The organism is Microbulbifer agarilyticus S89, assembly GCF_000220505.1.
Classification (GTDB): Bacteria; Pseudomonadota; Gammaproteobacteria; order Pseudomonadales; family Cellvibrionaceae; genus Microbulbifer; species Microbulbifer agarilyticus_B.
On sequence record NZ_AFPJ01000015.1, the window covers coordinates 20,478 to 45,937 of the forward strand.

Here is a 25,460-nt window from a genome sequence, read left to right on the forward strand (position 1 = left end):
GTGAAGTTTGTCCCACTTCCTTTCATGCTGTATAACCATACAGTTAAAGACGATGCCTATACCCCGCAACCAGAATTGGTCTCCCCCACTAAGACGCCCATGGCCGAGCCTATTGAACTGGCACCAGACTATTACCTGAGCAATTTCCACGCCCTCGTGGACTTTGTGGTGACGCGCTATGCGCCGCTATTGTCTGACGAAGAACGGAGCTTCCATCAGTGCTTCAGTGCACTCGATACCGACAGCCAGCGGCTCTACGTACGCCTGTTGTCACGCAAGGGGGTGCCCACTTCCACCGGCGCACTGTTTCGACAATCTAAACTGGCGTACCAGGAAATTCACAATCTGCGGCAAGCAGCAGACACCCTGGTAGCCAACCGCCTGTTCCTGCGCGACCCGGCACTGGACCTGACAGAAATTCTGTCGCTGTTCACCAAAAACGAACTACTTGCCAGCAGTAACGAACCACTGCCCAAGGCACTCAAGCGCCCGGCACTGGAGCAAGCTCTTCTGGAGCAGGACCACGCCACTGTGCATGCACGGCTCACCCGTGGTGAACCACTGCTCGCAGTACAAGCGGCGGCACACTTCGAGACCTTCAAGCTATTGTTCTTCGGCAACCTGAATCAGGACCTTACCGATTACGTGCTGCGGGATCTTGGACTGTTTCGCTACGAAAATTATCCGTTGGAGCAGTCACAACTGCCATTTAAAAGCCGCGCACAGGTCGAGCGCCATCTGCTTTTTTACTCGTGTCTGGCACAAGCGGAGCAAGTGCTCTGCGAAGATGCGGAGGCCATCAGTACTCTGGCCGCCGAACTGCCGGAAAGTGTAGAGGGTGATACCACGCTGCAACGGCGACTGGATCGCTTGCGCCTGGCACTGGCACGCCAGCTGGAGCGGCTGCATGCATTGGACACGGCCAGTAGCCTGTACCTGCAGTGTCAGCGCCCGCCGGCGCGTGAACGCCGCGCCCGTATCGCCGCCAGTCAAGGCGACACCGATTCCGCACTGACAATTTGTGCACAGATACTGGCGCAGCCCGAGAATGAGCAGGAGCGCGCATTTGCGGCGAGCTTCGGCCATCGCACCGCCAAGAAAACGCCACACTGCGATACCTGGCCTGCGCCAAAGCGTTATCGGGCACCCACACATACCGTGACCCTCGTGCAAACCGATCAAAGGGTCGAAGTCCGGGCTGCACAATATCTCGCTGAAATCGCACCCGGCAGTCAGTGCTTTTATGTGGAAAACACCCTGATCAACGGCGTATTAGGCCTGGCGATATGGGATATCCTGTTCGCGCCGATCCCCGGTGCTTTCTTCAATCCATTTCAGGTTGCACCGAGCGATTTTCGCAGCGCAGATTTTTATCCTCAGCGCCGCGCCGCTTTTACCCAGCGGCTTGCAGAACTCAAGCAAGCCGGGCTCGATGATTGGGTATGGCACCACTTCGGCGAGAAGTGGGGTATTGCCAATCCGCTGGTGCACTGGGAAGCACTTTCGGAGCCACTACTGACACTGGCGCTGTCCCAGATCCCAACCGAGCACTGGCTGGCATTGTTTCGCCGGTTGCTGGATGACATTGGCCAACACCGCAGTGGCCTTCCTGACCTGATTCTGTTCCCCGCCGGGGGCGGCTATGAACTAGTGGAAGTCAAGGGCCCTGGAGACCGCCTGCAACAAAACCAGCAGCGTTGGCTGGCTTATTTCGCCCAGCACCAGATCCCCCACCGGGTGCTACATGTTGAGTGGGGCACCTTGTGAGCGGCACCGAGATAAGCCGTGTAAGCAAGGATGAATGCCAGACAAAATCCGAAGATGTCCTGCAGCTCTCGGTCGGGGAGTTGGTGGAGTTTGCCTGTCGCAGTGGCGACCTGGTCAGCGAACAACGGCACGGCGGCCCCACTGCCGCAGAGGGCATCCGCGCGCACCAGCGCCTGCAACGCAAACGCCCGAAAGGCAGCGAGGCGGAATATCGCCTGCAGGTGGAACTGGAGCAGGACGGCCAAGCAGTGGCGCTGAATGGGCGCGTCGACATACTGCACCCCCAGGTGGACCTGCACACCCCTGTCCAACTCGATGAGATCAAAACTACCTACGTGCCACCGGAGATGCTCGCGGAATCCGCACGCGCCCTGCACTGGGCACAGCTGAAAATCTACGGCTTTTGTTACGGCCTGCAGCACCAGTTCACGGCCGATACACCTGTAGCCCTGCAAATGCTCTGGCACAACCTCAAGGACAAGAAAACCTACCCCGAATCCCGCGAGTTCCGTTGGGGAGAACTTGAGACCTTTACCCGCGAAGCGCTCACCACCTACTTAGAATGGCATCGGTGCTGGCAGGCGCACCGGCATGCCGTACACGATTCAGCTCGAGCGCTGACATTCCCATTTCCAAATTACCGCGCCGGCCAGCGTGAACTGGCGGTAGCCGCCTACCGCTGCCTGCGCGACGGTGGCGAGCTGGTGGTGGAGGCACCCACCGGTATCGGCAAGACCATCAGTACGCTGTTCCCGGCCATCAAGGCGATGGGAGAAACCCGGCTCGATCAGCTGGTTTACCTGACCGCAAAAAATTCCGGCCGCCAGGTAGTGCGGGAAACGGCCACACGCTTGCATGATCGCGGACTAACTCTGTCGGTGCTGGAGATTCAGGCGCGGGACAAGACCTGTGCATGCAGCCAGGGCCTGTGTAGCCGCGACGACGCCGGGATTTGCCCACGCACGCGCAACTTCTTCGACCGCTTGCCGCAAGCGCGTACCAACCTCCTGGGCAAACCGCTACTGACCCCGGAAGTGATTGCCGAGGAAGCCGACCGCCTGCAGCTGTGCCCCTTCGAACTGTCGCTACAGATGCGCCCCTGGGTGGATCTGGTGGTATGCGATTTCAACTACGTATTTGACCCCTTGGTGCAAATGCACGGTTTGCTGGACACCAGCCGGCAGCGGGCTCTGTTAGTCGATGAAGCGCACAATCTGGGGGATCGCGCCCGCAACATGTTCAGCGCAACCCTCAAACGCAGCGACAGCCGCCATGCCGCAGCCACCTGTAAAAGTTCCCATCCGAGCCTGCATCGGGCTATCCAGTCTCTGGTCAGAGCACTGGACAAATGGGTAGGGGAGCAGCGCGGCAATGCAGAGGGTCCGGCAGAGAACACTGCCGAGATATCCACAGCGGCAAATTTTCCCACCGCGGGAACAAAAAATCGCGAGCTGTGGATAACTTCACTGAGCGACGGCGCACCGCAAAAGATCAGTGCCGCAGTGCAAAAAGTGCTGCTGGTTGTGAACCAGTTGTGGGAGCAAGGCCAGCAACCACCCGAAGACATCAATGACTGGCTGCGGTCGCTATTTCGCTATCAGGTGATTGAACAGTCGGTGGCGGAGCAGCACCGCTGTATTACCCGCGCCCAGAGCGCTTCCAAGCCGGATAGCCGCTGGCGGGAACAGGAAGTCGAATTACTGTGCCTGAATGCCGCCACGTATTTACGGCAGGGATACCAAGCCTTCCACGCGGTCATCGGATTTTCCGCCACCCTGCGCCCGCCCGGCTACATCTACCAGCAGCTCGGCTGGCAACAGGATGCCCCTTACCTTGCCCTGCCCTCGCCATTTCGCAGCGAACAGCTGGGGCTGTTCCTGTGTCCATATGTAGATACCCGCTACCGTGCACGGGACCGGGCCGGTGAGCAGCTGGTGGAGCTGATTGCACGCACGTATCAAAGCCGCCCGGGTAACTACCTGGTGTTCTTCCCTTCCTACCGCTTCCTGCAACAGGTCGCCGAACGCTTCGCCAGTGCCTACCCGGAGATCCCACTGCTGCTACAGGAATCCGGCAGCTCCGATCAGCAGCGCGCGGAATTCCTGCAGCAGTTTCAGGCCGGCAACCGCACCCTGGGGTTTGCCATTATGGGGGGTATCTTCGGTGAAGGGATCGACTATGTAGGCGAACAGCTGATCGGTACCATTGTGGTCGGCACCGGCCTGCCGCAGGTCAATGAAGAGCAGGAACTGTTGCGCGCAACCTGGGAGCAGCAAGGGGAAAATGGCTTTGACATCGCCTATCGCTACCCCGGGCTCACCCGGGTGCTGCAAACCGCCGGGCGGGTAATACGCACAGAGAGCGACCGCGGCGTAGTGATTCTGGCAGACTACCGCTTCGCCGACCCGTTTTATCGGGCCCTTTACCCACAGCACTGGCAACCACACAGCTGCCGCAACGGTCAGTCGCTGTCCGACGCACTGGCAAGGTTCTGGAACGAATAGTCTTCTGCAAGCATGGTTTTAGATCGCAAGTTTTACCGACGCAGCCCGCATCTCAACCCACACCTCAGCCCCCAATCGGGTGCACAGGAGACTGTGGGCTTTAACGATGTGCGCAAACGCTTCGACTTTCGTTCCATTGCTATTGGGCGCTGGGTCACCGAGGCGGAAAAAACCCGTGCGGCGGGATTGTTTTACGGCGCACTGGAAGATCTGATGACTATTCTACAGGGGCCGGAATTACTCATTTCCCTGCGCGGCACCCTCGCTTTCCAGTATGGCACCGGCGGCCGTCCGGGTATCTGTGCCCACTATGAGCCCGGAACCCGCACCTTTGCCCTGGCAAAAAACGCCGGCCCCGGCTCCATTGCCCACGAGTGGTTCCACGCGCTGGACCACTACCTCGCCGGCAAAGCGTTTAGCGATGCACCGGGCAACATGTTTGCCTCGGAAGCCTGGCTGCGCGAAGCCACACCGGTGCCCCACCCCATCAATGACCGGCTGTTTGCCTGTTTCCGCGCGATTATGCTGGATGAAAGTGGAGAACATCCCAGTGATATGTTCCGTGCATCAAAAGCGGCGGATAAGGCGAATGGCTGCGTCTACTACGCATCGCCGGCCGAGATGTGCGCGCGGGCCTTCGAAGCCTTTGTGCAGGATGCGACCATCTCCAATAATTTTCTGGTCGCCGGCACCAAGGCAACGGAAGAGGCAAGATTGGGGCTGTATCCACAGGACGCACAGCGCACGCGGATCAATCTTGCCTTTACGGATTACTTCACTGTGCTGGGTGCGAGTTTGCGCCGCGCTGGTCAGCAATAAACTGAGTCATCTGCGCTTCCAGCATCTCCATGGGCACCGCACCGTTGGCGAGCAGCGCATCGTGGAATGCGCGCAAATCAAATTGATCGCCCAATTCCCGTTCGGCTTTTTCGCGCAACTCGCGAATCTTGATCTCACCCATCTTGTAAGACAGTGCCTGCCCCGGCCAGGAAATGTAGCGGTCTACTTCCGCGCGTACATTGCCTTCGGATAAGGAGGTATTGTCGGCGAGGAAATTCAGAGCCTGCTGACGGCTCCAGCCCTGAGAGTGGATACCGGTGTCAATCACCAGGCGCGCGGCGCGCCACATTTCATAACTCAGGCGCCCGAAACTCTGGTAAGGGGTGTCGTATACGCCCATCTCTTCACCGAGGCGCTCGGTATACAGCGCCCAGCCCTCGCCAAAAGCGCTCAGGTACAGGTTTTTACGGAATGCAGGGACGTCTTCCAGTTCCAGTGACAGGGCGCCCTGCAGGTGGTGGCCGGGTACTGCTTCGTGCAGGGTCAGCGCGACCAGCTCGTAGAGCGGGCGCTGGTCCAGGGCATAAGTATTCAGCCAGTAGGCGCCACCGCGGGTGCCGCCTATTGCTGCGGGATTGTAAGACGCAGTGGTGTAGTTGGGGGCGATTTCATCGGGCACCGGTACCACGCCGTAGGGCAGGCGCGGCAGCTTGCCGAAGAATTCTGGCAGGCGGTAATCGATGTTCTTGGCGATGTACGCGGCTTCCTTGAGCAACTCCTGCGGTGTTTCCGCATAGAACTGCGGATCGGTACGCAGGAATTCGGTGAACTCCTCAAAGCTGCCCTCGAACCCGCTGTCTTCAATCAGCTGATTCATTTCCCCACGGATACGCTTCACTTCCGCCAGTCCAATCTTGTGGATGGCATCCGGGTCCATATCCAAGGTCACATAAGTGTGAATGGCATGGCAATAGTAGTCTTCGCCACCGGGCAACTGCTCAGCGCCGAGGCTGTCGCTGGCCGCGTTCAGGTAATCGCCTTCGAGGAAGGTCGCCACGCGATCAAACGCAGGTATGGCGTATTTGCGAATGGCCTGCTTGCCCTGCGCCTGCAGGCGCAGTTTGTCTTTTTCTGCAAAGCTCTCGGGAAACTTTTTGAAGGGTTCGTAAAGGCTGCTCTTGGTCGGATCCACATACACCTGCGCACGTACCGTCGGCGCAATACCCTCGATCACGATTTTCGGCAACACGAAACCGTCTTTGATACCCGCACGCATATTCGCAATATTTTCATCAAAGAAGCGACCAGTGTCCTCGAGGCGTTTGATGTAATCCTCGTAGTCAGATACCTGCGGCATATTGAGGCCGCGGCTGGCGCCGAGCGCAGTGCTCCAGAAGCTGTAAAACGTATTGACCGGAACGCGCTCCTGGTAGAGCTCACTGGATTCAATAGAGTTGTTCAGAACCCATAGCAGCAGATCGCGGTTTACCCGGCCATCGCTGCTCAACCCTGTTCGATCAATATTCTCCAACCGCTCTACAAATTGCTTCTCGGCCTGCAAACGACGAGCGCGATCTTTCTCAGATACACCGGGCAACCTGTCGTTATAGCGTTTGTCACCCATGCGACTGGCGCTAGTTGGATTTTCCTTCAGGTAGTACTGCCAGTGATCATCGATCACCTGCTGCAGCTGCTGCTGGGGAGAAGCCGCCCGCGGTGCCGACACCCAGAAAATAAGCAGGGTGGCTATAAATAGCATTGGCAGCGCACGACTGGATAGAAATTGGGCCGACATAGAGTTCTCCGATTCAGTACTCGACTACCGACAAACATACCACGATCAGATCGGTGGGTTTCGCCCCGCTGGCGCCAATTATCCACCGGGCATGCTAGAGTCTTGGGTTATATCCATGACGACATGGGAGAAGGAAGCTTGGATAACGTTTCGGTCGCAGCGATACAGATGGTGAGTGGTGACGATGTCGGCCACAACCTCGCCCGCGCCCGCCTCCTGATACAGCAGGCGGCTGCCCAAGGAGCGAGGCTTGCCCTGCTGCCGGAAAACTTTGCCCACCTGGCAGACAGAGGCAGCTTTGCGGTAGCGGAAACCTACGCGGCTGATACAGCCCCTGACCCGCAGACCCAACCCATTCAGGCCGCATTGCGACGTTACGCGAGGGACTTTGGCATCTGGCTTGCGGCCGGTGCCATACCTCTGCGGAGCCGGCCGGATGGCACGCCTACCGCTGCGAAACGATGCCGCTCAGCGTTCCTTTTGTTTGACGAGCAGGGAAATGAGCGTGCCCGGTATGACAAGATCCATCTATTCGATGTGGATGTGGATGACGCTGCTGGCAGCTACCGGGAGTCCAACAGTATTGAGCCCGGTGAAGGGCTTTACGTACAGGAAACGCCCTTTGGCCACCTGGGACTGAGTATCTGCTTCGACTTGCGTTTCCCGGAATTGTACCGCCAACTGGCGATCGCCGGCGCAGAAATATTCATGGTCCCAGCAGCCTTTACCTATACGACCGGCCAGGCACACTGGCAGACGCTATTGCGGGCTCGCGCAATCGAAAATGGCTGCTTTGTCATTGCCGCAAACCAGGGTGGAGCACACTCGTCAAAAAGGCGTACCTGGGGGCACTCGATGATTATCGACCCTTGGGGCGATGTTCTGGCGGAAGCGGATGAGGGCGAAGCGGTAATTATCGCTGACCTGCATGGCAAGAAGCTGGAAAAGGTGCGCAAGAGTATGCCGCTGCTTTCCATGCGGCGGCTATGAAAGATGCAACCAGTATCACGCAATATTTTTAATCAGACCACCCTCGGCCTTGATACTTGAGCCGTTTATTGCAGCGCTGAGTGGTGACGCAATAAATGCGACCACCGCAGCAATTTCCTCCGGTTTGATAAAGCGTTGCAGCAGCGAGTCGGGCTCGGTTTCCTTGAAAAAATCACGCACAAATTCTTCTTCAGTTTTCCCCTGCACCTGAGCGCTTTCCCTCAACCAGTTTTTCACACCATCGGTAAGGGTCGGGCCCGGGAGTACCGAATTGACTGTTACATCGCGCCCACTACCTTGCGTTAGGTTCGCAAGCCCGCGACCGAGCACAAGCTGCGCACCTTTTGTGACCGAATAGTGCACCATACTCTCCAGGCCCCGCATGCCCGCTTCGCTTGAAATGTTAATGATGCGTGCGAAATCCTGCTCCAGCATCTTGGGAAAGTAGTGGCGCGAGAGTCGCACCGAACTCATGACGTTGGCATTGAGAAACTGATGCCACTCATCATCGGTAATTTCGGCAAAGGGTTTTGGGTTGAAGATCCCCATGTTGTTTACGAGGATTTCCAGTGCACCGTGTTTGTCGATCTCGGCACAAATACGCTCGGCGTCAGCGGGATCCGACAAGTCACCATCAATCCCGACGGCGTCTCCATACTGGGTCAGCTCCACCGCCGTTTCTGCACTGCCGGCGCGGCCATTAACGATTACCCGGGCGCCCTCCTGCAACAGGCTAATGGCAATCGCCCGCCCGATGCCTTTGGTAGAGCCACTGATAAAGGCCAGGCGCCCATTTAGCTGTAGATCCATGGTGTACCTCCCGATAAAGTTCTCCATACTAGTTTGATGCAGTCGCGGATCAAAAAGGTGGTGTTCTCTGTCCGCGGGACTACACTATGCGCGGCCGCGCAATATCATGGGCACTATTTCTTAGATGATTCCGGCTTGGTAATGTTGAGGGTTGTTGCCCTGAACACTACGCGTCTCCCCAGCCCAAACTACAACACAAGTCAAATTGTTATGCAGAAGCTTCCCCTTCGAATCGACATTGTTTCCGATGTAGTCTGCCCCTGGTGTGTTATCGGCTACTATCGACTGCAGCAGGCCCTGGATAAATTTGAGGATACTATTGATTCCAAGATTAACTGGTTGCCCTTCGAGCTGAATCCGGATATGCCCAGCGAGGGGCAGAACCTGCGGGAGCATATCGTCGAGAAATACGGTACTAGCCCGGAGGAAAGTACAGCCGCCCGCGAGCGCCTGACCAAACTGGGCGCCGATGTGGGTTTCCATTTTGATTATTTTGATGAAATGCGCATGGTGAACACCTTCAACGCACACCAGTTGTTACACTGGGCTGTCGGTGAAGGCAAACAGCATGCGCTTAGCCTGCAGCTCTTCACAGATTTCTTCAGCCATCGAAGAGACGTCAGTGCATTCGACGTGTTGATTGCCGCGGCAGAATGCGTGGGGTTGAATGGCTTTGCCGCGCGCGATGTGTTGGCACAGCAGACCTATGCTAATGAAGTTCGCCAGCTGGAACAGGGCATCGTCAGCAAAGGGGTGCGTGGCGTGCCACTGTTTGTTTTTGATGGGCAATATGCGTTAAGTGGTGCACAGGAGGCAGCAACCTTTGAAGCACAATTGCAGCGCATAATAGACGACAAAAATACAGCATGACATTCATCCCCGTTCAAATTCGATCTAAGTTGAGAGTAAATGCGATGCGCTTATCCATGGTCACCGCAGGATGCTTTGTGGGCCTGATCGGTCTGCTGCAGGGCTGCCAACCAAAGAATGCCGGCGCGGTGCCTACCGATGCGTTCCTGAAAAATATTTCTACCTATTGCGGTAAGGCGTTTGCCGGCAAAATCGTCGCCAATGAGCCAAGAACCGATACGCCAGATCCATTTGAAGGCAAGCAACTAATCATGCATGTGCGGGGCTGCGAAACACCCGAAACCCAAATAAAGATCCCCTTTCATGTCGGCGACGACCATTCCCGTACCTGGATACTCACCCGCACCAGTACAGGCCTGCGCCTGAAGCACGACCACCGGCATAAAGACGGTAGCGAAGATGCTGTCACCATGTACGGTGGCGATAGTGAAACGGCGGGTAGCGAAAGTCGTCAGGAATTCCCTGTGGATGCAGAATCCATTGCAATGTTTAAGAAGGAAGGGCTAAGCGCATCCATAGAAAATACCTGGGCTATGGAGATACATCCGGGAAACATATTTGCATATGAGCTTACCCGTCCAAGTGGACGCAAGTTCCGGGTGGAGTTTGATTTGCAGAAGCCGATAGCTACACCACCGGCCCCGTGGGGTTCGAAAGAGTAGCCAAGCTCACTTAGGTTATTTCGCCCATGAGCGAAAGCGATTAACAAAAAAGGCCACCCAAAGGGTGGCCTTTTTTACGCACCGCAATAGCCGCTTATTGCTGCTCTATCACCTGCTCGATACGACCAAAAATGGACTGGCCTTTGTCATCCAACATTTCGATGGCGATACTGTCACCGAACTGCATAAACGGCGTGGTGGGCTTGCCGTCCTGGATAGTTTCAATCATGCGGATTTCCGCAATGCAGCTGTAACCAACACCACCCTCTTTCACCGGCTTGCCGGGGCCGCCGTCGAGCTTGTTGGATACGGTACCGGAGCCAATAATGGTGCCGGCACCCAGTGGGCGGGTTTTTGCCGCGTGGGCAATCAACTGGCCGAAGTGGAAAGTCATATCCACACCAGCATTGGGTTCACCGAACTTGTCGCCATTCAGGTGCGATACCAGCGGCAGGTGCAGCTTGCCCTGCTGCCAGGCGTCGCCGAGCTGCGCCGGAGTGACACACACCGGGGAGAAGGCACTGGATGGCTTGGACTGGTAGAAACCAAAGCCCTTGCCCAACTCGTTCGGAATCAGACCGCGCAAGGACACGTCATTGACCAGCATCACCAGCTTGATGTGTTTCAGTGCATCTTCGGGAGAAACACCCATAGGCACGTCATCAGTGATGACGGCAATCTCGGCTTCAAAGTCGATGCCGAAGCCTTCGCTCTGGGGCATAACCACCGGGGCACGGGGGGCGAGGAAGGTATCGGAACCTCCCTGGTACATTAGCGGATCGGTCCAGAAGCTCTCTGGCATTTCGGCGTTGCGCGCTTTGCGCACCAGCTCAACGTGGTTCACATAGGCGCTGCCGTCGGCCCAGTGGTAGGCACGCGGCAAGGGTGAATGGCACATGGCCTGGTCAAAGGCCTCTCCCGCGATCTCACCGCTGTTGAGTTTGCTTTGCAGTGCTTCCAACTGGGTAGAAACACTTGACCACTCATCCAGTGCGCTTTGCAATGTGGGTGCGATTTCGCTGGCATCCGCCATGCGGGTTAAATCATCGCTCACCACGACGAGCTTGCCGTCGCGGCCACTTTTCAGGCTGGCTAACTTCACTGTGCCGTCCTCTTAATAATTGATTGGTTTAGGGGTCGAGAGCCTTGAACTCTTCTTCACCATGCATCCAGGCCGCGTGGCGCGGTGCCTTTTTGGTGCGAGACCACTCTTCCAGCATATCTTCGGCAACCCGCTTCAATTCTTTGTGCATACCAGGCTTGGCGGTATTGGCAGCGAGTTCGATACGGTGGCCGTTCGGATCGAAGAAATAGATGGACTTGAAGATAGTGTGATCGGTAGGGCCCAGCACGTCGATACCGGCATCTTCGAGTTTCTGCTTCATGGACAGCAGTTCGTCCATGCTCTCTACTTCCATCGCGATGTGCTGTACCCACTGGGGTGTATTTTCATCGCGGCCCATATCCGGGGAATTGGGCAGCTCAAAAAATGCCAGTACATTGCCCTGCCCTGCATCCAGAAACACGTGCATGTAAGGGTCCGGTGCCCCGGTAGAGGGCACCTTGTCTTCGGCGATCGCGAGCTGGAATTCCATACCGAGGAGATCGCGGTAAAACTCCACGGTCTCCTTGGCATCGTTACAGCGGTAGGCCACATGGTGGATTCGTTGAATCGCCATAGCTATATATCCAAGTTATCCAGGATGGAACCGGGGCGCTTAGGCCGCCGGCTTGTCTTCTTTGCCGATCACACCACGCTCGAGCTGGTCGCGCTCGATGGATTCGAACAGGGCCTTGAAGTTGCCTTCGCCGAAGCCTTCGTCTTCTTTACGCTGGATAAACTCAAAGAACACCGGGCCGAGCATGTTGGCGGAGAAGATCTGCAGCAGCAGGCGCGGCTGGCCACCTTCGGTGGTGCCGTCGAGCAGGATGCCGCGGGACTTAAACTCTTCGGTAGGCTCACCGTGACCCGGCAGGCGCTCTTCCAGCATGTCGTAGTAGGTGTTCGGCGGCGCGGTCATGAACTCCATGCCCTGAGCCTTGAGGCGGTCCCAACAGGCGATCAGGTCGTCACAGGCAAAGGCAATGTGCTGGATGCCTTCGCCGTTGTACTTCATCAAGAATTCTTCGATCTGGCCGCCGCCACCGGCGGCTTCTTCGTTCAGCGGGATACGGATCTTGCCATCCGGCGCAGTCATCGCCTTGGACAGCAGACCGGTGTACTCGCCCTTGATGTCGAAGTAGCGAATCTCGCGGAAGTTGAACAGGTCCTCGTAGTACTTGGCCCAGTAGTCCATACGGCCGCGGTATACGTTATGGGTCAGGTGGTCGAGGGTGTGGAAACCACAGCCTTCCGGATGACGGTCGACGCCTTCAATCCAGTTGAAGTCGATATCGTAGATGGACTCGCCTTCCTTGTAGCGGTCGATCAGGTACAGGGTGGCACCGCCGATTCCCTTGATCGCCGGCAGGCGCAATTCCATGGGGCCGGTAGCAACATTGACTGGCTGCGCACCCTTCTTGATCGCCTCGTTGTAGGCGAAGGTGGCATCTTTCACGCGAAACGCGAGGCCACAGGCCGAGGGGCCGTGCTCACGGGCGTAGTAGTCCGCGTGGCTGCCCGGCTCATAGTTGGTGATGAAGTTGATGTCGCCCTGGCGCCACAATTCCACGTCTTTGGTGCGGTGGCGAGCGACCTTGGTGAAGCCCATGGCCTCGAAAACGGTTTCCAGAATACCCTTCTCAGGTGCAGTGAATTCGACGAATTCAAAGCCGTCCAGGCCCATGGGGTTCTCAAACAAATCGGCCATGTGATCCTCCGTTATACAGGATTCATTATTAGGACCGGCAAGCGGCTTGTGGCCGCGGGGTCCGCTTGGTTTCAGGTGCAACGAATTTAGTTACGCGTGTAACTAATGTCAAGAGGTGTGTGCCTGCGCGGCTTGCGGCTCTCTAGTAATAGAACCAAAGCGCAGGGTTTACCGGAGAATCGGTGACCGGAGGGGTTTAAATAGACGCATTTCTGCGGAGACGGGCGCCGTAACAAAAAAACCACCCGAAGGTGGTTATCAACACAGGGGTTAACCCTTTCACTGGTGTGGTACTGCCGGTTATGCGGCAAGGCACCGGGGTCGACACTTGGGAGTGGAGAAACCCTTTTCCGTCCTTGCGCGATCCCTCACGCAAACACTCCTAAGTACCGACGCCGCTGCCCTGCCCCGTCAGCAACTACTTACTTCGGCTTACTTCTCGACGAACGCGCGCTCGATCACGTACTCGCGCGGGATACCGGCACGGGTTTCACTGAAACCCCAGTCGTCGAGGATTTTGGTGAGATCCTTGAGCATGGCTGGGGAGCCACACAGCATAAAGCGGTCTTCTTCCACATTCGGCTGCGGCAGGCCGAGGTCGCTGAACATCTTGCCGGACAGCATCAGGTCGGTGAGGCGGCCATTATTGCGATACGGCTCGCGGGTCACTGTGGGGTAATACAGCAGGCCGTTCTGCACCATCTCACCGAAGTACTCGTGCTCCGGCAGTTCCTTCTCGATGTAATCCTGGTACGCCAGCTCAGATTTGAAGCGCACGCCATGGGTGAGGATCACCTGGTCGAAGCGTTCGTAGACGTCCGGGTCCTTGATGATGCTCATAAACGGTGCCAGGCCGGTACCGGTAGAGAGAAGCCACAGGCGCTTGCCCGGCAGCAGGTGGTCGGCGACCAGGGTACCGGTGGGCTTGCGGCTGACATAAATCTCATCACCGGGCTTAATTTTTTGCAGCTGTGAGGTCAGCGGGCCGTCCGGAACCTTGATACTGAAGAACTCAAGCTCGTCCTCGTAGTTGGCACTGGCAATAGAGTATGCGCGCAGCAACGGGCGACCATTAGGTTGCTCCAGGCCGATCATGGTGAAGTGGCCATTTTCAAAGCGGAAACCGGGGTCACGACTGGTTTTGAAGCTGAACAGCGTGTCGTTCCAGTGATGGACCTCAAGCACCGTCTCTTTATTCAGATTAGACATAACAATAGAACCGCTTATTCCTCAATTTCTCGCTGCATTCTAATGCTGGCAAACCTATTGGCAAAATGGGATATTTTGATACTTGTTATCTATTTTGCCGATATCTGGAGACTGGCACTTATGCGCTATTCCCTGCGTCAGCTGGAAGTGTTCCTGGCCTGTGCCCACTACGAAAATGTCAGCCGCGCGGCAGAGAGCCTGAATATGTCGCAGTCCGCGGCGTCCACCGCACTGAAGGAGTTTGAGCAGCAATTTGACCTGCGCCTGTTCGAGCGCACCGGTAAACGCCTGCGCCTGAACGAATTGGGGCGGCAGTTGAGGCCCCGTGCGGAGGAACTGCTGGAGCGCGCGCGCGAACTGGAAGCCACCCTGATGGTACACAGTGACCTGGGCCGCCTTAAGATTGGCGCCACACTGACCATCGGCAACTATCTGGCGGCGGGCATCATGGCGCGCTACATGGAAGAGCAGCCCGCAGCGCGTGTAGAACTGGAAGTCGCCAACACCGCGGCAATCGCCCAGGGCGTGCTGAATTTCGAACTGGACCTGGGCCTGATCGAGGGTGAACTGAATCATCCGGATCTGGAAATGATCCCGTGGCGCGAAGATGAGCAGGTGGTGTTCTGCGCTCCGGATCACCCCCTGGCCAAGCGCGCGCAATTGAGTGACGAAGACCTGCGCGAGGCAACCTGGATTCTGCGGGAAACAGGCTCTGGTACCCGCCAGACCTTCGAGCGCGCGCTCGCGGGACTATTGCCAGAACTCAATATTCGCCTGGAGCTGCAACATACCGAAGCTATCAAGCGCGCGGTAGAGGCAGGGCTCGGGATCAGCTGTTTGTCGCGAGTTTCCCTGACCGACGCCTTTCGCCGTGGTGCATTGGTCGAGCTACCGGTACCGCAACGGGATTTCAGCCGGGAATTTTACTTCGTGCTGCACCGGCAAAAGTACCGCAGTGCCGGTATCGAGCGCTGGCTTGAGCTCTGTCGGCAAGAGCAATAGCTAGCAGGTAATTACCCGGGGAAAGCCTCTCCGGCGGTACTGGCAAACCTAGCTATCAACCCCAGCCATCTGGCCAATAAACATTGCCTGTAAGACCAATTATGGTAGACTCGAGTACGTATTCAGGCCTATTGCGCCAGCAAGACAACGATAGAATTTACGTGCTATGAAAAGCGATTTTTCAGGAAGCTCCCGCCGCATTTATCAGCAGGTGGTAGAAAAAATGTTGACCCTTCTCGACAGTGGCGAGTACCCACCCGGTGTGCGCCTGCCATCCGAGCGAGAACTGTCGGAGATGTTCGAAGTAAGCCGCCCCAGCATTCGCGAAGCGATTATTGCGCTGGAAGTCATGGGTCGTGTCGCTGTGCGCACCGGTTCCGGGGTTTACGTTATTGAGCCAGTAAATTCGTTTTCCGACGCCAAGGATTTCAGTCCGTTTGAACTGACCGAAGCACGTGTTCTTATTGAAGGTGAACTGGCAGCACTTGCGGCGACCATGATCACCGAGGAGCAATTGGAAGACTTGCGTCTGGCCTACCGCGACATGGTGCGTGAGAACGAGGAAGGCAACCTCACCTCAGAGCGCGCCGACCGCAAGTTCCACGAAGTGATTTCCCGGGCAACCAATAACCGGGTATTAATGAGCACCATCGATAAACTGTGGGACATCCAGGGGCACTCTCCGGAAATCCAGACAGTACACAAGTCGGTGTGTAAAAAAGATGGGCAAAAGCGCCTTGCAGAACACAAAGCGATTCTGCAGGCACTGGAAAATCACGACCCCAATGCCGCACGCAAGGCTATGCGCCTGCACTTCAATCGCTCACTGAATGCGCTGCACGATGCCTCTGAAGCAAAAGCCGTTGAGGTGGTACGCCGCGAAGTATCAGAGCGCCGCAAGCGCTTCTCCATCGATCGTCTGGGCGAGTCCGCGCACTAAGAATTTTCTTCACGCATTTTAGAAGGCCATACCGGAAACGGTATGGCCTTTTTTGTTGCAGCCGACCAAGCGCTATCCCAGCGTCAGACACAAAAAAGCCCGCACAAGGCGGGCGAATCATGTCCGACAGGCGGCACCTGTTCGGATGGAGAAGAGACAACCAATCAAACCGAAGCCTGCAGCCCACCTTTCGGGGTGCTGGACTGCAGGCTATATGCCTTGGATCGCGCTTAGAACTTGGCTTTCAGACCAAGGAATACACGCGGGCCGTAGCTATTCATCTCACCCAGGTTATCGCGGGTGTAGAAGTACTGCTTCTTCGGCTCATCAAACAGGTTGATGGCTTCGAGGCTCAGCTTCACATTATCGGTTACCTGGTAAGACGCCTTCGCTTCCCATACACCAACATCACCAACGAAGCGCAGACGCGTGCCGTTACTGGTGTAAGGCTGGAAGTACTCGCTGCGGTACTTGTAGATCAGGCTGGTGTCGAAATCGCCGATCTGATAGTACAGCTGGCCGGAGAAGACGTTTTCAGAGAAACCGGGGATGTTGCCCGGAGCGATAATACCGATATTTTGGGATACCACATTGCCACTCTCATCCAACACCACGGAATCGCCGTAGTTGCTGTCTTCGAACTCAAAGTTGGAGTCAGCATAGTTGTAGCTCGCCTTCATACCCAGGCCGCTCAGGTAGCCCGGCAGGTAAGAGAAGCGGTGTGTACCAGTAACCTCAAAACCGGTCAGGGAGCTGGTGTCTTCGTTGGTGCGAGTCAGGTCAAATGCAACTGGGATTTCGACTCCGTCGACCACCATGTTTTCTGTAACGTTTACGGTCTCAAAACCACCCTGGAAGCGCTTGTGATACACACCAAACGCGAGCATGGTGTCTTCATTCGGGTACCACTCGATCGCGGTATCGAAATTCCAGGACGTCAGCGGTTTCATTTCCGGGTTACCGTCACCAACAATGCCGCGCAGCAGATCAGCAGTAGTGCTTGCTTCGTCTTCTTGGCCAATAGTGCTGAGTGCGCGCTTGTAACCCAAATCGGAAGGGTCTGGGCGAGACAGGCCGCGGTAAACAGCACCGCGCACCAGCACATCCTCGGCCACGTCGGCTACCAGGTTAAAACTGGGCAAAACTTCGGTGTAGTCACCACCACTGCTTACACGCTCAAGCTCACCTGTTGGGATGATGTTGTAGTTACCATCTTCATTAGTAACGATACTGTATTCATTGCGGTAAGAAAGGGAATCCACTTCTGTCTGCACGACACGCACACCGAAGTTACCGTTGATCGGGGTTCCCGCCAGCGAGCTGCTGAAGTCTGCCATCACGTATGCGGCAGTGGTGGTCTCGGTGACGTCGGTAACCCCGTCACTTTTCTCTTCAAGCTCCGGATAGGCGAACTCTTCACCCAGGTGCGATAGCACCATATCGGCAACACACTGGGTATCGAAAGTGGCCCAAGAGTTGGTCATTCCGGTCTGGTTGCCATTGCCGTCCAGCATCGTGATGAGGCTGCCGGTACTTTCGGCATTCATGAAATCACTTTCCGGGAAAGCTATCGCACAGGCTTCGTTAATTGCCAGCAGTGCCGCTTCACTTTCATCGTCTCCGCGATCAATCTCGTAGGTATCACGAGCATTACCCAGATCGACGTACTCCAGCTCGGAGAAGCGCAGGCCACCGCGTACCGCAGTAACAAGTTCACCATCCAGGCGCAGATCGAAATCAGCACGGAAGGCTTCATTAGTGTTACGACGATCTACATCGTTATCTACACGGATACGATACTCGTCAGAGAACAGCGTGTGGTCGGTTACATCGAAGTCAGTAATGGTGTACTGACGGATCTCGGAGTCCATGTCCCACTGCACCATTGGGCGGTAGCCGCCATCGGTGGACTCACCGAACACGTCGCGGCTGTCGGACTGGGTACGCAGCAGGATCTGGTTTTCGGTACGCGTGGTTTCGGAGAAGGAGTAATCCGCAGACATGGTGAGATTATCGGTAAACGCATAGGAAACATTCAGACCGTAACCCAAGTAATCTTCCGCACGCTCATAGGTTTCGCTGTTTGATTCAATCGCAGTTTCACCTTCCCAGTTCAGCACGGTACCGGTGTCGGTAACCACCAGGGATTCAGCGGTAACGCCTGGAGTTACACGCTTCATGTTGGCGAAATTCAGGTCGTGGCGCTGCTCGGACTGCACACGTTCGGACTGCTGCAGATCGAAGTTGATATCGGTTTTATCGTTGGGCTGGAACTGCAGCGCTATAAACACGGAATCACGCTCATCACGAGTGTCGTTCTGGCGGTAACCGTTGGAGCTGGTAGCGAATGCGTAGTCCAAACCATCGCTGTACGCTTTACCGGTCGCGGGGTCTACCTCGGTGCGGTAGCCCATATTGCTTTCTTTGAACTTGCCGTCACCATCGTGATCGAACGGTGCATCAGCCACCTGGTCTTCACAATCACCGCCGGAATCACGGTAGTAACCTTCGTAGGTTACGCCTGGATCATTGATACACGCCCAACGGGAGGAACCGGTGGGGCTGGAAGAGCGCATTTCAGATTCCGGCTGGGAAATATCGCTCTGTTGCAGGCCCACGGAAACACCGAGTGCCATGCCGTTGTCGAATTCAAACTGGTCAACATAGCTCGCGGTACCGCGGAATCCGGTATCGCCGGCCATCGGGTCGTCAATGTTCGCTTGATTCGGGTTGATATTTGCCTTGGCATCAATCTGGATACGCTGCTTACCGTAATCGAGCGGCTTAAGGGTTTCCAGTTCGATCAGGCCCGCGACGCCACCCTCAATCAGGCTGGCATCCTGGGTCTTGCGAATAGCAACTTTTTGCATCAGCTCAGAAGGAAACTGGGAGAAGTTTACTGAGCGGTCGCCACTACCGTTGGTCGCTTCACGGCCATTAAAGGTAGTAGCACTCAGGTAAGGGCCCATACCACGAATGGAGATTTCCGTTGCGCCACCGTTTTCGCGGTGGGACGAGGCACCGGTAACAGATTCCAGCGCTTCACCGATCGACAGTGCCGGCAGCTCACCGATTTCGGTGGCGGACAGACCGTCTACGATCGTTACGGAGTTGCGCTTAATGTCGATGGTCGACTGGATAGTGGCACGGGAACCGGTAACCACGACTTCTTCCAGCGCCTGCTCAGAAGATGCTGCTTCCTGGGCGTAAACTGCACCGGCATAACCGACATAAGTAACTGCGGCAATAGCGCTTACAAGAAGCGACTTCTTAAAATTTTTCTCGTTAGCCATTACATCTCTCGCGTCTTTATTATTATCACGCATGATTACCCCCAAGGATGTCTGCGTTCGTTGATAGTAACAAGGGCGCCCTGTTATGGCGCCTCCTCATCGCTCATCTCGCGGTTTTTTTTATCAGCCTATCGACCAGTGACAACCTCTTTTGGGTGGGCTGCCCGCGATCTGGCATGCACAAATTCTCACCCACCTACACCCCAGTCAACCAATTTTCAGAAAAACTTCACATTTTGGACTGACCCCTGAACACTTTTTGTGCATTTTTTCGAAATATTCTGCGTGGCGCACCAAAACGGCACAAAATTTCGACGCTAACTGGTTAACCCGATTGGTTGACAATTATTTTTTACCAATTTAGTCTGGCCCCATAATAACTCCGCGACTCCAGCGAATGCCTCTTATTGGTGCGACTGGAAATGGAAATTGCGGGCAACCAAACCCAGAAAAACAAAACAGGTGATCATGAGAGCTTCAGGAATAAAACCACTGTTGGCCGCTGCACTGCTGACTGGCGCGCAGGCATCCCTGTTTTGTGTTCAGGCATCCGCCGCGGAATACCTGGTACACGACCAGACGGCTTACGCCAAAGTGGCTGAAAACCTTGAAGCCGGCGATACCGTAGTACTGGCGAATGGTGTTTGGCGTGACTTTGAAATTCTGTTTACCGGAAATGGCGAAGAAGGGAATCCGATCACCCTAACCGCTCAGGAAAAGGGCAAGGTCTTTATAAGTGGCCAGTCGAACCTGCGCCTCGCCGGTGAGCATCTGGTGGTATCGGGATTGGTGTTTAAGGACGGCTACACCCCAAGTAGTGAAGTGGTAGCGTTCCGCCGCAACAAGGAACACCTGGCGAATAATTCCCGGGTGACCGAAATCGTGATCGAAGACTTCAGCAAGCCTGAGCGTATGGAGTCGGATTACTGGGTTAGCATTTACGGCAAGAACAATCGCTTTGATCACAACCATCTTGCCGGTAAGCGCAACAAGGGTGTGACCATGGCGGTACGCCTGAATACCGAAGCGAGCCAGGAAAACCACCATCGTATCGACCACAATTATTTCGGTCCGCGCCCGGCCCTGGGCTCCAACGGCGGCGAGACCCTGCGTATTGGCACCAGCCACTATTCTCTGACCGATTCTTTCACGGTGGTGGAAAACAATTACTTCGACCGCTGCGACGGCGAGGTGGAGATCATCTCCGTCAAATCCGGCAAAAATATTCTACGCAACAACACCTTTTTCGAATCACGTGGCACCCTGACCATGCGTCACGGCAACGGCAACCTGATCGAGGGCAACGTGTTTCTCGGCAATGGCGTAGATCACACCGGCGGTATCCGCGTAATCAATGCAGACCAGCAAGTGCGCAACAATTATCTCGAGGGTCTCACAGGCTATCGATTTGGGAGCGGGTTCACCGTAATGAACGGTGTTCCCAACTCTCCCATCAACCGTTACCACCGTGTGGTCAACGCGAACATTGAAAACAACAGCTTTATCAATGTAAACCACATCCATCTGGCCGCAGGCGCCGACCAGGAACGCAGCGCGACACCGCAAGACTCCATAATTTCTGAGAATATTTTCTACAGTGAGAATGGAAAATCACCCTTCTCCGTATTTGATGATATTTCCGGTATTACCTTTGCCAACAATGTATCCAATGGATTTGTTGACCAGAAGATTCACCAGGGTATCGAAAGCGGTGTGGGCAAGCTGGACCGTGCAGCCAACGGACTCCTCTACCCGAAAAATGCGGCGGCAGCCGACAAAGGCGCAAGCCGTGATCTGGCGGTCACCACCAAGGAAATGACCGGCGTATCCTGGTACCCGAAATCAGAGCCGGTTACGCCGTTCGATAGTGGTAAAACCACGCGTGTCAGCCCCGGCGAAGATGCATTGTTCAATGCCATCGAGCACGCCGAAGATGGCGATACGCTGGTGCTGGAAAGCGGTAGCTACAATGCGCGCAAGCGCCTGTCCGTGAACAAGACGCTGACCATCAAGGCCAAACGACAAGGCAAGGTGACAATCACCGGCGAACGCCCGGTAATGTTTGAAATCCAAAACGGCGGCAGCCTGTCGCTGGATGGCCTGGTAATCTCTGGCGCAAACAGCCCGGACAATGCCGGTAATATTCTGATCCGCACCGCGCCCTGGGGGATGTTGAAGAACTATCGCTTCTCCATGACCAATAGCCGCGTGGAAAACCTGGATATCAACCACTCGTATCACTTTTTCGATTCTGGCCATCGCGCTTTCGCGGACACCATCATCCTGGTGAACAATCACTTCGAAAATATTACCGGTGATCTGCTCAAGCTAAATAAAGAGAAGGACGACCTGGGAGTCTACAACGCCGAATATGTGACCGTCACTGGTAACACGTTTATTCAGGTACAGGGTGCTCTAGTCGACTTGTACCGCGGTGGTACCGACGAAAGTACCTTTGGTCCGCATCTCGATTTCAGTAACAACGTGGTCGCCGAGTCTTCACAAGGCAAGCGTAATAACGCGAAGGCACTACTCAAACTGCATGGTGTGCAGGTTGCCGATGTGCGTGACAACCTTATCGAAAATAGTGCCGGCATTGTTGTCGAGCACACGGTAGGTGAACCGGTGACCCGCATCGCCAATAACCAGTTTTTCAAGGCACCACTGCCAGAGGTGAAGGAACTGGTCGCGGAAGGCCCGCACACTGCAATTCTTGCAAATAACGAAGCTAGAAACTGATAAGAGCCAAGAAGTATTAACATGTTTGCTCAATCCGTTTTCAACAAGCCAAAGACCTTCGCCGCCCGCATCGCACTGGCGGGTGGTGTCGCTACGGCCACGCTTGGCGTATATCCGCTATCTGCCAATGCCGCTTCCCACCCGAACCTGGTGATCGATGCGGCGGATGTCGATGCCATGCAGGGTGCAGTTAAAGTTCCCGGGCGCTTCCGCAACGCATTTTTGTCGACCCAATCCTCTGTGGATAAGGCCCTGCAACAACCCTTTGTTGTACCAGTGCCCGCAGACGCTGGTGGTGGCTATACCCACGAGCAACACAAGAAAAACTACCAGCTGATGTACAACGCCGGTGTGCTCTTCCAGATCACCCAGGATCCAAAGTATGCGGAACGCGTACGCGATATGCTGCTGGCCTATGCAGATTTGTACCCGACACTGCCGCTGCATCCGAAACGCCGCCCCGGTGCCGATAACCCCGGCAAGCTTTTCTGGCAGAGCCTGAACGAAGCAGTCTGGCTGGTCTACACCATCCAGGCCTATGACCTGATCCGGCCGGCGCTTAATCGAAGTGAGGCGGAAAAGATCGAACAGGGTGCGCTGCGCCCGGTGGTTAAATTTTTGTCCGTAGGTTCCCCGGCAACCTTCAATAAGGTGCACAACCACGGCACCTGGTTAACTGCCGGCGTGGGAATGGCCGGCTACGTGCTGGATGAGCCCGAGTGGGTGGAACAGGCGCTGCTGGACCTGGATAAGTCTGGCAAGGGCGGCTTTCTGCGCCAGCTGAATATCCTGTTCTCCCCCGATGGCTACTACAACGAAGGCCCCTACTACCAGCGCTACGCGCTGATGCCATTTGTAACCTTCGCCAAGGCGATTGAAAACAACGAGCCGGAGCGCGGTATTTTCGAATACCGCGACGGCATCGTGATGAAGGCCATCGATACTACGATCCAGCTGAGCTACAACGGCCTGTTCTTCCCGCTGAACGATGCGATCAAAAGCAAAAGAATCGATACCTCCGAATTGGTCCTCGGTGTGACCATCGCCCACGGGGAATCTGCGAATCCGCAATTGCTCGATATTGCTGCGCAGCAAAACCAGATTTTGCTTTCCGGCGATGGCCTGAAAGTCGCACAGGCGCTCGACGCGGGCAAACAACAGCCCTATCAGTTCAAATCTACCGCATTCCGTGACGGCAAAGATGGCGATGAGGGCGCGCTGGTGGTGATGCGCCAGCAGGCCAATGGTGATCAGGCACTGGTATTCAAACCTGCCGCGCAGGGCCTGGGTCATGGTCACTTCGACAAATTGAGCTGGCAGTTTTATGACCGCGGCGCGGAAATTGTCACCGATTACGGCGCCGCGCGCTTCCTGAATGTTGAAGCCAAAAATGGCGGCCGCTATCTGCCGGAAAATGAGACCTGGGCAAAACAAACCGTTGCGCACAATACCGTTGTGCTGGACGAAACGTCCCACTTCGACAACAACCTGCCGTTTGCCAATCAGCATCACCCGACTCTGAATTTCTTCCACGCTGATGACCAGGTAAAAATCAGCGCAGCAGAGATTGACTCAGCGTATCCCGGTGTGACGCTCACCCGCACCCTGGCACTGGTAAACAATCCAGATGATCAATCCAGCTATGCGATTGACCTGTTTGAGGTAACATCCGAGAAGTCCCATCAGATTGATTTACCTGTGCACTACAGTGGCCAGCTGGTGGACACCAACTTCGCGCTACGCGGCTTCGCCGATGGTATTTCCGCACTGGGCAAGAACAACGGATATCAACACCTGTGGTTGAAAGCCACTGCCAAGCCCAGCGCTGGCCTGGCCCAGGTAACCTGGCTGAATAACAACGGTCGCTTCTACACCCAGTCGAGTTTGGTAGACGGAGATACCCAGTTGTTATTCACCGAACTCGGTGCCAATGATCCCGACTTCAATTTGCGTGCGGAAAAGTCGTTTATCGCTCGCCGTGAAGACTCGCAGGCACACACCTTCGTGAGCGTGCTGGAGCCGCACGGTGAATACAACCCAGCCAAAGAATTTACCCTCGATGCAGAGAGTGGCATCCAGGGACTGACGCATAAGCAGGTTGGCGAAGTTGAACTGGTGGCCATCGACAGAAAGAACGGCAGCACCCAACTACTGGCGTTTAACCGTAGTGCCTCTACCACCAGTGAGAGCAACAGCCAATTTGAATTTCGCGGCAATCGCTACGCATTTAGCGGCCGTGCCAAATTTTTCCAAATCACTAACTAACGGATTTAGCGGAGAACGTTATGCCCGCAACTGACGCATTTGTCCAAGCCCAGGATGTCGAGGTCGAAGATCTCGGTGGTGGTATCAAGCGGCAGATCCTCGGCCACGATGACAACCTGATGATTGTTCGCGTTTGGTTTGAGGAGGGAAGCATCGGCTATGTACACAAACACCCACATACACAGGTTAGCTATGTGGAAAGTGGTGAGTTTGAGGTCCAGGTCGATGGCCAGAAAAAGCTGCTGACGGCAGGAGATAGTTTTTACATCGCACCGCACCTGGAGCACGGAGCTGTGTGTAAAAAAGCCGGTGTATTGCTCGACACCTTCAGCCCCTACCGGGAAGATTTTCTGAATAACTAATCAGGATAATAATAATGAAGAACTTACGCTGGGCCATTGTGTCCCTGGTGGCACTCGCCACCATCATTAACTACATCGACCGCACCGCGCTTTCCGTTATGTGGCCCGGCATTGCCGATGACCTCGGCATGGACAGCCACGACTACGCGAACATCATGAGCGTGTTCCTAATTGCCTATGCAATTGGTCAGGCGGTGTTTGGTCGCGTCTTTGATGCGATCGGCACACGTCTCGGTTTTATGCTTTCCATCATCGTCTGGTCGGTGGCGATTGCCATGCATGCACTGGCTACGTCCGTGGCGTCCTTCAGCATTTTCCGTACGCTGCTCGGTTTCGGTGAGGCGGGCAACTGGCCTGGCGCAACCAAGGCCAATGCCGAATGGTTCCCGGCCAAGGAGCGTGCACTTGCGCAGGGTATTTTCGGCGCAGGCGCATCGGCCGGTAGCATCATTGCGCCGCCGCTGGTTGCCTTCCTGTATGCATTCCTTGGCTGGCAGGCAACGTTTGTAGTGGTCGCGCTGCTCGGCTTCATCTGGCTGGTGCCCTGGATGATTATTTACAAGAGCGGCCCGGACGCGCACCCCTGGATTACAGAGGAAGAGCGCCAGCTAATCCTTTCCGGCCAGATTGCACCCGAGAAAAACGAAGACGAGTATGTACCG

General features: G+C 55.7%; 19 protein-coding genes. 12 read left to right on the top strand and 7 right to left on the bottom strand.

Going from position 1 to position 25,460, the window contains the following annotated elements:
- Window positions 1–99: 99 nt before the first annotated feature.
- The 3 genes from AS89_RS0104885 to AS89_RS0104895 are packed head-to-tail and all read left to right on the top strand — an operon-like array spanning window position 100 to window position 5,090.
- Entirely contained in the window at window positions 100–1,767 is a 1,668-nt protein-coding gene (locus tag AS89_RS0104885; protein ID WP_029249796.1) for a VRR-NUC domain-containing protein, read from the top strand.
- Window positions 1,764–4,271: an ATP-dependent DNA helicase gene (locus tag AS89_RS0104890; protein ID WP_010131277.1), complete on the top strand. Its 2,508-nt coding sequence runs from the start codon at window positions 1,764–1,766 to the stop codon at window positions 4,269–4,271. Before AS89_RS0104885 ends, AS89_RS0104890 begins: the two co-directional genes overlap by 4 nt.
- Window positions 4,272–4,283: 12 nt before the next feature.
- A complete protein-coding gene (locus AS89_RS0104895) occupies window positions 4,284–5,090 on the top strand; it encodes a CLCA_X family protein (protein WP_010131278.1) in 807 nt (268 codons plus the stop codon).
- On the opposite strand, the gene AS89_RS0104900 is transcribed toward AS89_RS0104895, so the two are convergent.
- Window positions 5,047–6,846, bottom strand: coding sequence for a DUF885 domain-containing protein (locus tag AS89_RS0104900; protein ID WP_010131279.1), 1,800 nt, complete (start codon window positions 6,844–6,846; stop codon window positions 5,047–5,049). The two genes, AS89_RS0104895 and AS89_RS0104900, sit on opposite strands and share 44 nt — an antisense overlap.
- A 138-nt stretch (window positions 6,847–6,984) precedes the next feature.
- Here AS89_RS0104900 and AS89_RS0104905 point away from each other — a divergent pair, with 138 nt between their 5' ends.
- The gene (locus AS89_RS0104905; protein ID WP_010131281.1) at window positions 6,985–7,836 is read left to right on the top strand and encodes a carbon-nitrogen hydrolase family protein; all 852 of its coding nucleotides are present in this window, start codon (window positions 6,985–6,987) and stop codon (window positions 7,834–7,836) included.
- A 15-nt stretch (window positions 7,837–7,851) separates the two neighbouring features.
- On the opposite strand, the gene AS89_RS0104910 is transcribed toward AS89_RS0104905, so the two are convergent.
- A complete protein-coding gene (locus tag AS89_RS0104910) occupies window positions 7,852–8,646 on the bottom strand; it encodes an SDR family NAD(P)-dependent oxidoreductase (protein ID WP_010131282.1) in 795 nt (264 codons plus the stop codon).
- Between the two features lie 57 nt (window positions 8,647–8,703).
- On the opposite strand from AS89_RS0104910, the gene AS89_RS0104915 reads away from it, so the two are divergent.
- Both AS89_RS0104915 and AS89_RS0104920 read left to right on the top strand, forming a co-directional pair.
- On the top strand, window positions 8,704–9,516 hold the full coding sequence (locus AS89_RS0104915; RefSeq protein WP_237709631.1) for a DsbA family oxidoreductase: 813 nt from the start codon (window positions 8,704–8,706) through the stop codon (window positions 9,514–9,516).
- Between the two features lie 44 nt (window positions 9,517–9,560).
- Entirely contained in the window at window positions 9,561–10,178 is a 618-nt protein-coding gene (locus AS89_RS0104920) for a hypothetical protein (protein ID WP_010131284.1), read from the top strand.
- Window positions 10,179–10,272: 94 nt separating this feature from the next.
- On the opposite strand, the gene AS89_RS0104925 is transcribed toward AS89_RS0104920, so the two are convergent.
- From AS89_RS0104925 to AS89_RS0104940, 4 genes are all read right to left on the bottom strand, one after another.
- Entirely contained in the window at window positions 10,273–11,280 is a 1,008-nt protein-coding gene (locus AS89_RS0104925; protein ID WP_010131285.1) for a fumarylacetoacetate hydrolase family protein, read from the bottom strand.
- Between the two features lie 28 nt (window positions 11,281–11,308).
- Window positions 11,309–11,857 (bottom strand): VOC family protein, encoded by a 549-nt coding sequence (locus AS89_RS0104930; protein WP_010131286.1) that lies wholly within the window; start codon window positions 11,855–11,857, stop codon window positions 11,309–11,311.
- Window positions 11,858–11,896: 39 nt separating this feature from the next.
- Window positions 11,897–12,988 carry a 4-hydroxyphenylpyruvate dioxygenase gene (hppD, locus tag AS89_RS0104935; protein WP_010131287.1) on the bottom strand — a complete coding sequence of 364 codons (1,092 nt, stop codon included), beginning with the start codon at window positions 12,986–12,988 and terminating at the stop codon, window positions 11,897–11,899.
- Window positions 12,989–13,420: 432 nt separating this feature from the next.
- Window positions 13,421–14,197, bottom strand: coding sequence for a ferredoxin--NADP reductase (locus AS89_RS0104940; RefSeq protein WP_010131288.1), 777 nt, complete (start codon window positions 14,195–14,197; stop codon window positions 13,421–13,423).
- 120 nt (window positions 14,198–14,317) lie between these two features.
- Between AS89_RS0104940 and AS89_RS0104945 the strand changes: the two genes are divergently transcribed.
- Complete coding sequence (locus AS89_RS0104945; protein WP_029249797.1) at window positions 14,318–15,199, top strand: LysR family transcriptional regulator; 882 nt, start codon at window positions 14,318–14,320, stop codon at window positions 15,197–15,199.
- A 166-nt stretch (window positions 15,200–15,365) separates the two neighbouring features.
- Window positions 15,366–16,139, top strand: a complete 774-nt coding sequence (locus tag AS89_RS0104950; protein ID WP_010131291.1) for a FadR/GntR family transcriptional regulator — start codon at window positions 15,366–15,368, stop codon at window positions 16,137–16,139.
- A gap of 230 nt (window positions 16,140–16,369) precedes the next feature.
- Here the strand turns inward: AS89_RS0104950 and AS89_RS0104955 are convergent, their stop codons facing one another.
- Complete coding sequence (locus tag AS89_RS0104955) at window positions 16,370–19,465, bottom strand: TonB-dependent receptor (protein WP_029249798.1); 3,096 nt, start codon at window positions 19,463–19,465, stop codon at window positions 16,370–16,372.
- 462 nt (window positions 19,466–19,927) lie between these two features.
- Here AS89_RS0104955 and AS89_RS0104960 point away from each other — a divergent pair, with 462 nt between their 5' ends.
- From AS89_RS0104960 to AS89_RS0104975, 4 genes are all read left to right on the top strand, one after another.
- Window positions 19,928–22,171, top strand: a complete 2,244-nt coding sequence (locus AS89_RS0104960) for a polysaccharide lyase 6 family protein (protein ID WP_010131293.1) — start codon at window positions 19,928–19,930, stop codon at window positions 22,169–22,171.
- Between the two features lie 21 nt (window positions 22,172–22,192).
- Window positions 22,193–24,436, top strand: a complete 2,244-nt coding sequence (locus tag AS89_RS0104965) for an alginate lyase family protein (protein WP_010131294.1) — start codon at window positions 22,193–22,195, stop codon at window positions 24,434–24,436.
- A 20-nt stretch (window positions 24,437–24,456) separates the two neighbouring features.
- Entirely contained in the window at window positions 24,457–24,798 is a 342-nt protein-coding gene (locus tag AS89_RS0104970) for a cupin domain-containing protein (RefSeq protein WP_010131295.1), read from the top strand.
- A gap of 14 nt (window positions 24,799–24,812) precedes the next feature.
- On the top strand, window positions 24,813–25,460 hold a 648-nt coding region (locus AS89_RS0104975; protein WP_010131297.1), incomplete at its 3' end, for an MFS transporter.

Bases quoted from the DNA above. Each gene is read 5' to 3' on its own strand.
- AS89_RS0104965 (WP_010131294.1), top strand. From the start codon at position 22,193: ATGTTTGCTCAATCCGTTTTCAACAAGCCAAAGACCTTCGCCGCCCGC.
- AS89_RS0104940 (WP_010131288.1), bottom strand. From the start codon at position 14,197: ATGTCTAATCTGAATAAAGAGACGGTGCTTGAGGTCCATCACTGGAAC.
- AS89_RS0104950 (WP_010131291.1), top strand. From the start codon at position 15,366: ATGAAAAGCGATTTTTCAGGAAGCTCCCGCCGCATTTATCAGCAGGTG.
- AS89_RS0104930 (WP_010131286.1), bottom strand. From the start codon at position 11,857: ATGGCGATTCAACGAATCCACCATGTGGCCTACCGCTGTAACGATGCC.
- AS89_RS0104920 (WP_010131284.1), top strand. From the start codon at position 9,561: ATGCGCTTATCCATGGTCACCGCAGGATGCTTTGTGGGCCTGATCGGT.
- AS89_RS0104945 (WP_029249797.1), top strand. From the start codon at position 14,318: ATGCGCTATTCCCTGCGTCAGCTGGAAGTGTTCCTGGCCTGTGCCCAC.
- AS89_RS0104895 (WP_010131278.1), top strand. From the start codon at position 4,284: ATGGTTTTAGATCGCAAGTTTTACCGACGCAGCCCGCATCTCAACCCA.
- hppD (WP_010131287.1), bottom strand. From the start codon at position 12,988: ATGGCCGATTTGTTTGAGAACCCCATGGGCCTGGACGGCTTTGAATTC.
- AS89_RS0104910 (WP_010131282.1), bottom strand. From the start codon at position 8,646: ATGGATCTACAGCTAAATGGGCGCCTGGCCTTTATCAGTGGCTCTACC.
- AS89_RS0104885 (WP_029249796.1), top strand. From the start codon at position 100: ATGGCCGAGCCTATTGAACTGGCACCAGACTATTACCTGAGCAATTTC.
- AS89_RS0104970 (WP_010131295.1), top strand. From the start codon at position 24,457: ATGCCCGCAACTGACGCATTTGTCCAAGCCCAGGATGTCGAGGTCGAA.
- AS89_RS0104955 (WP_029249798.1), bottom strand. From the start codon at position 19,465: ATGCGTGATAATAATAAAGACGCGAGAGATGTAATGGCTAACGAGAAA.
- AS89_RS0104900 (WP_010131279.1), bottom strand. From the start codon at position 6,846: ATGTCGGCCCAATTTCTATCCAGTCGTGCGCTGCCAATGCTATTTATA.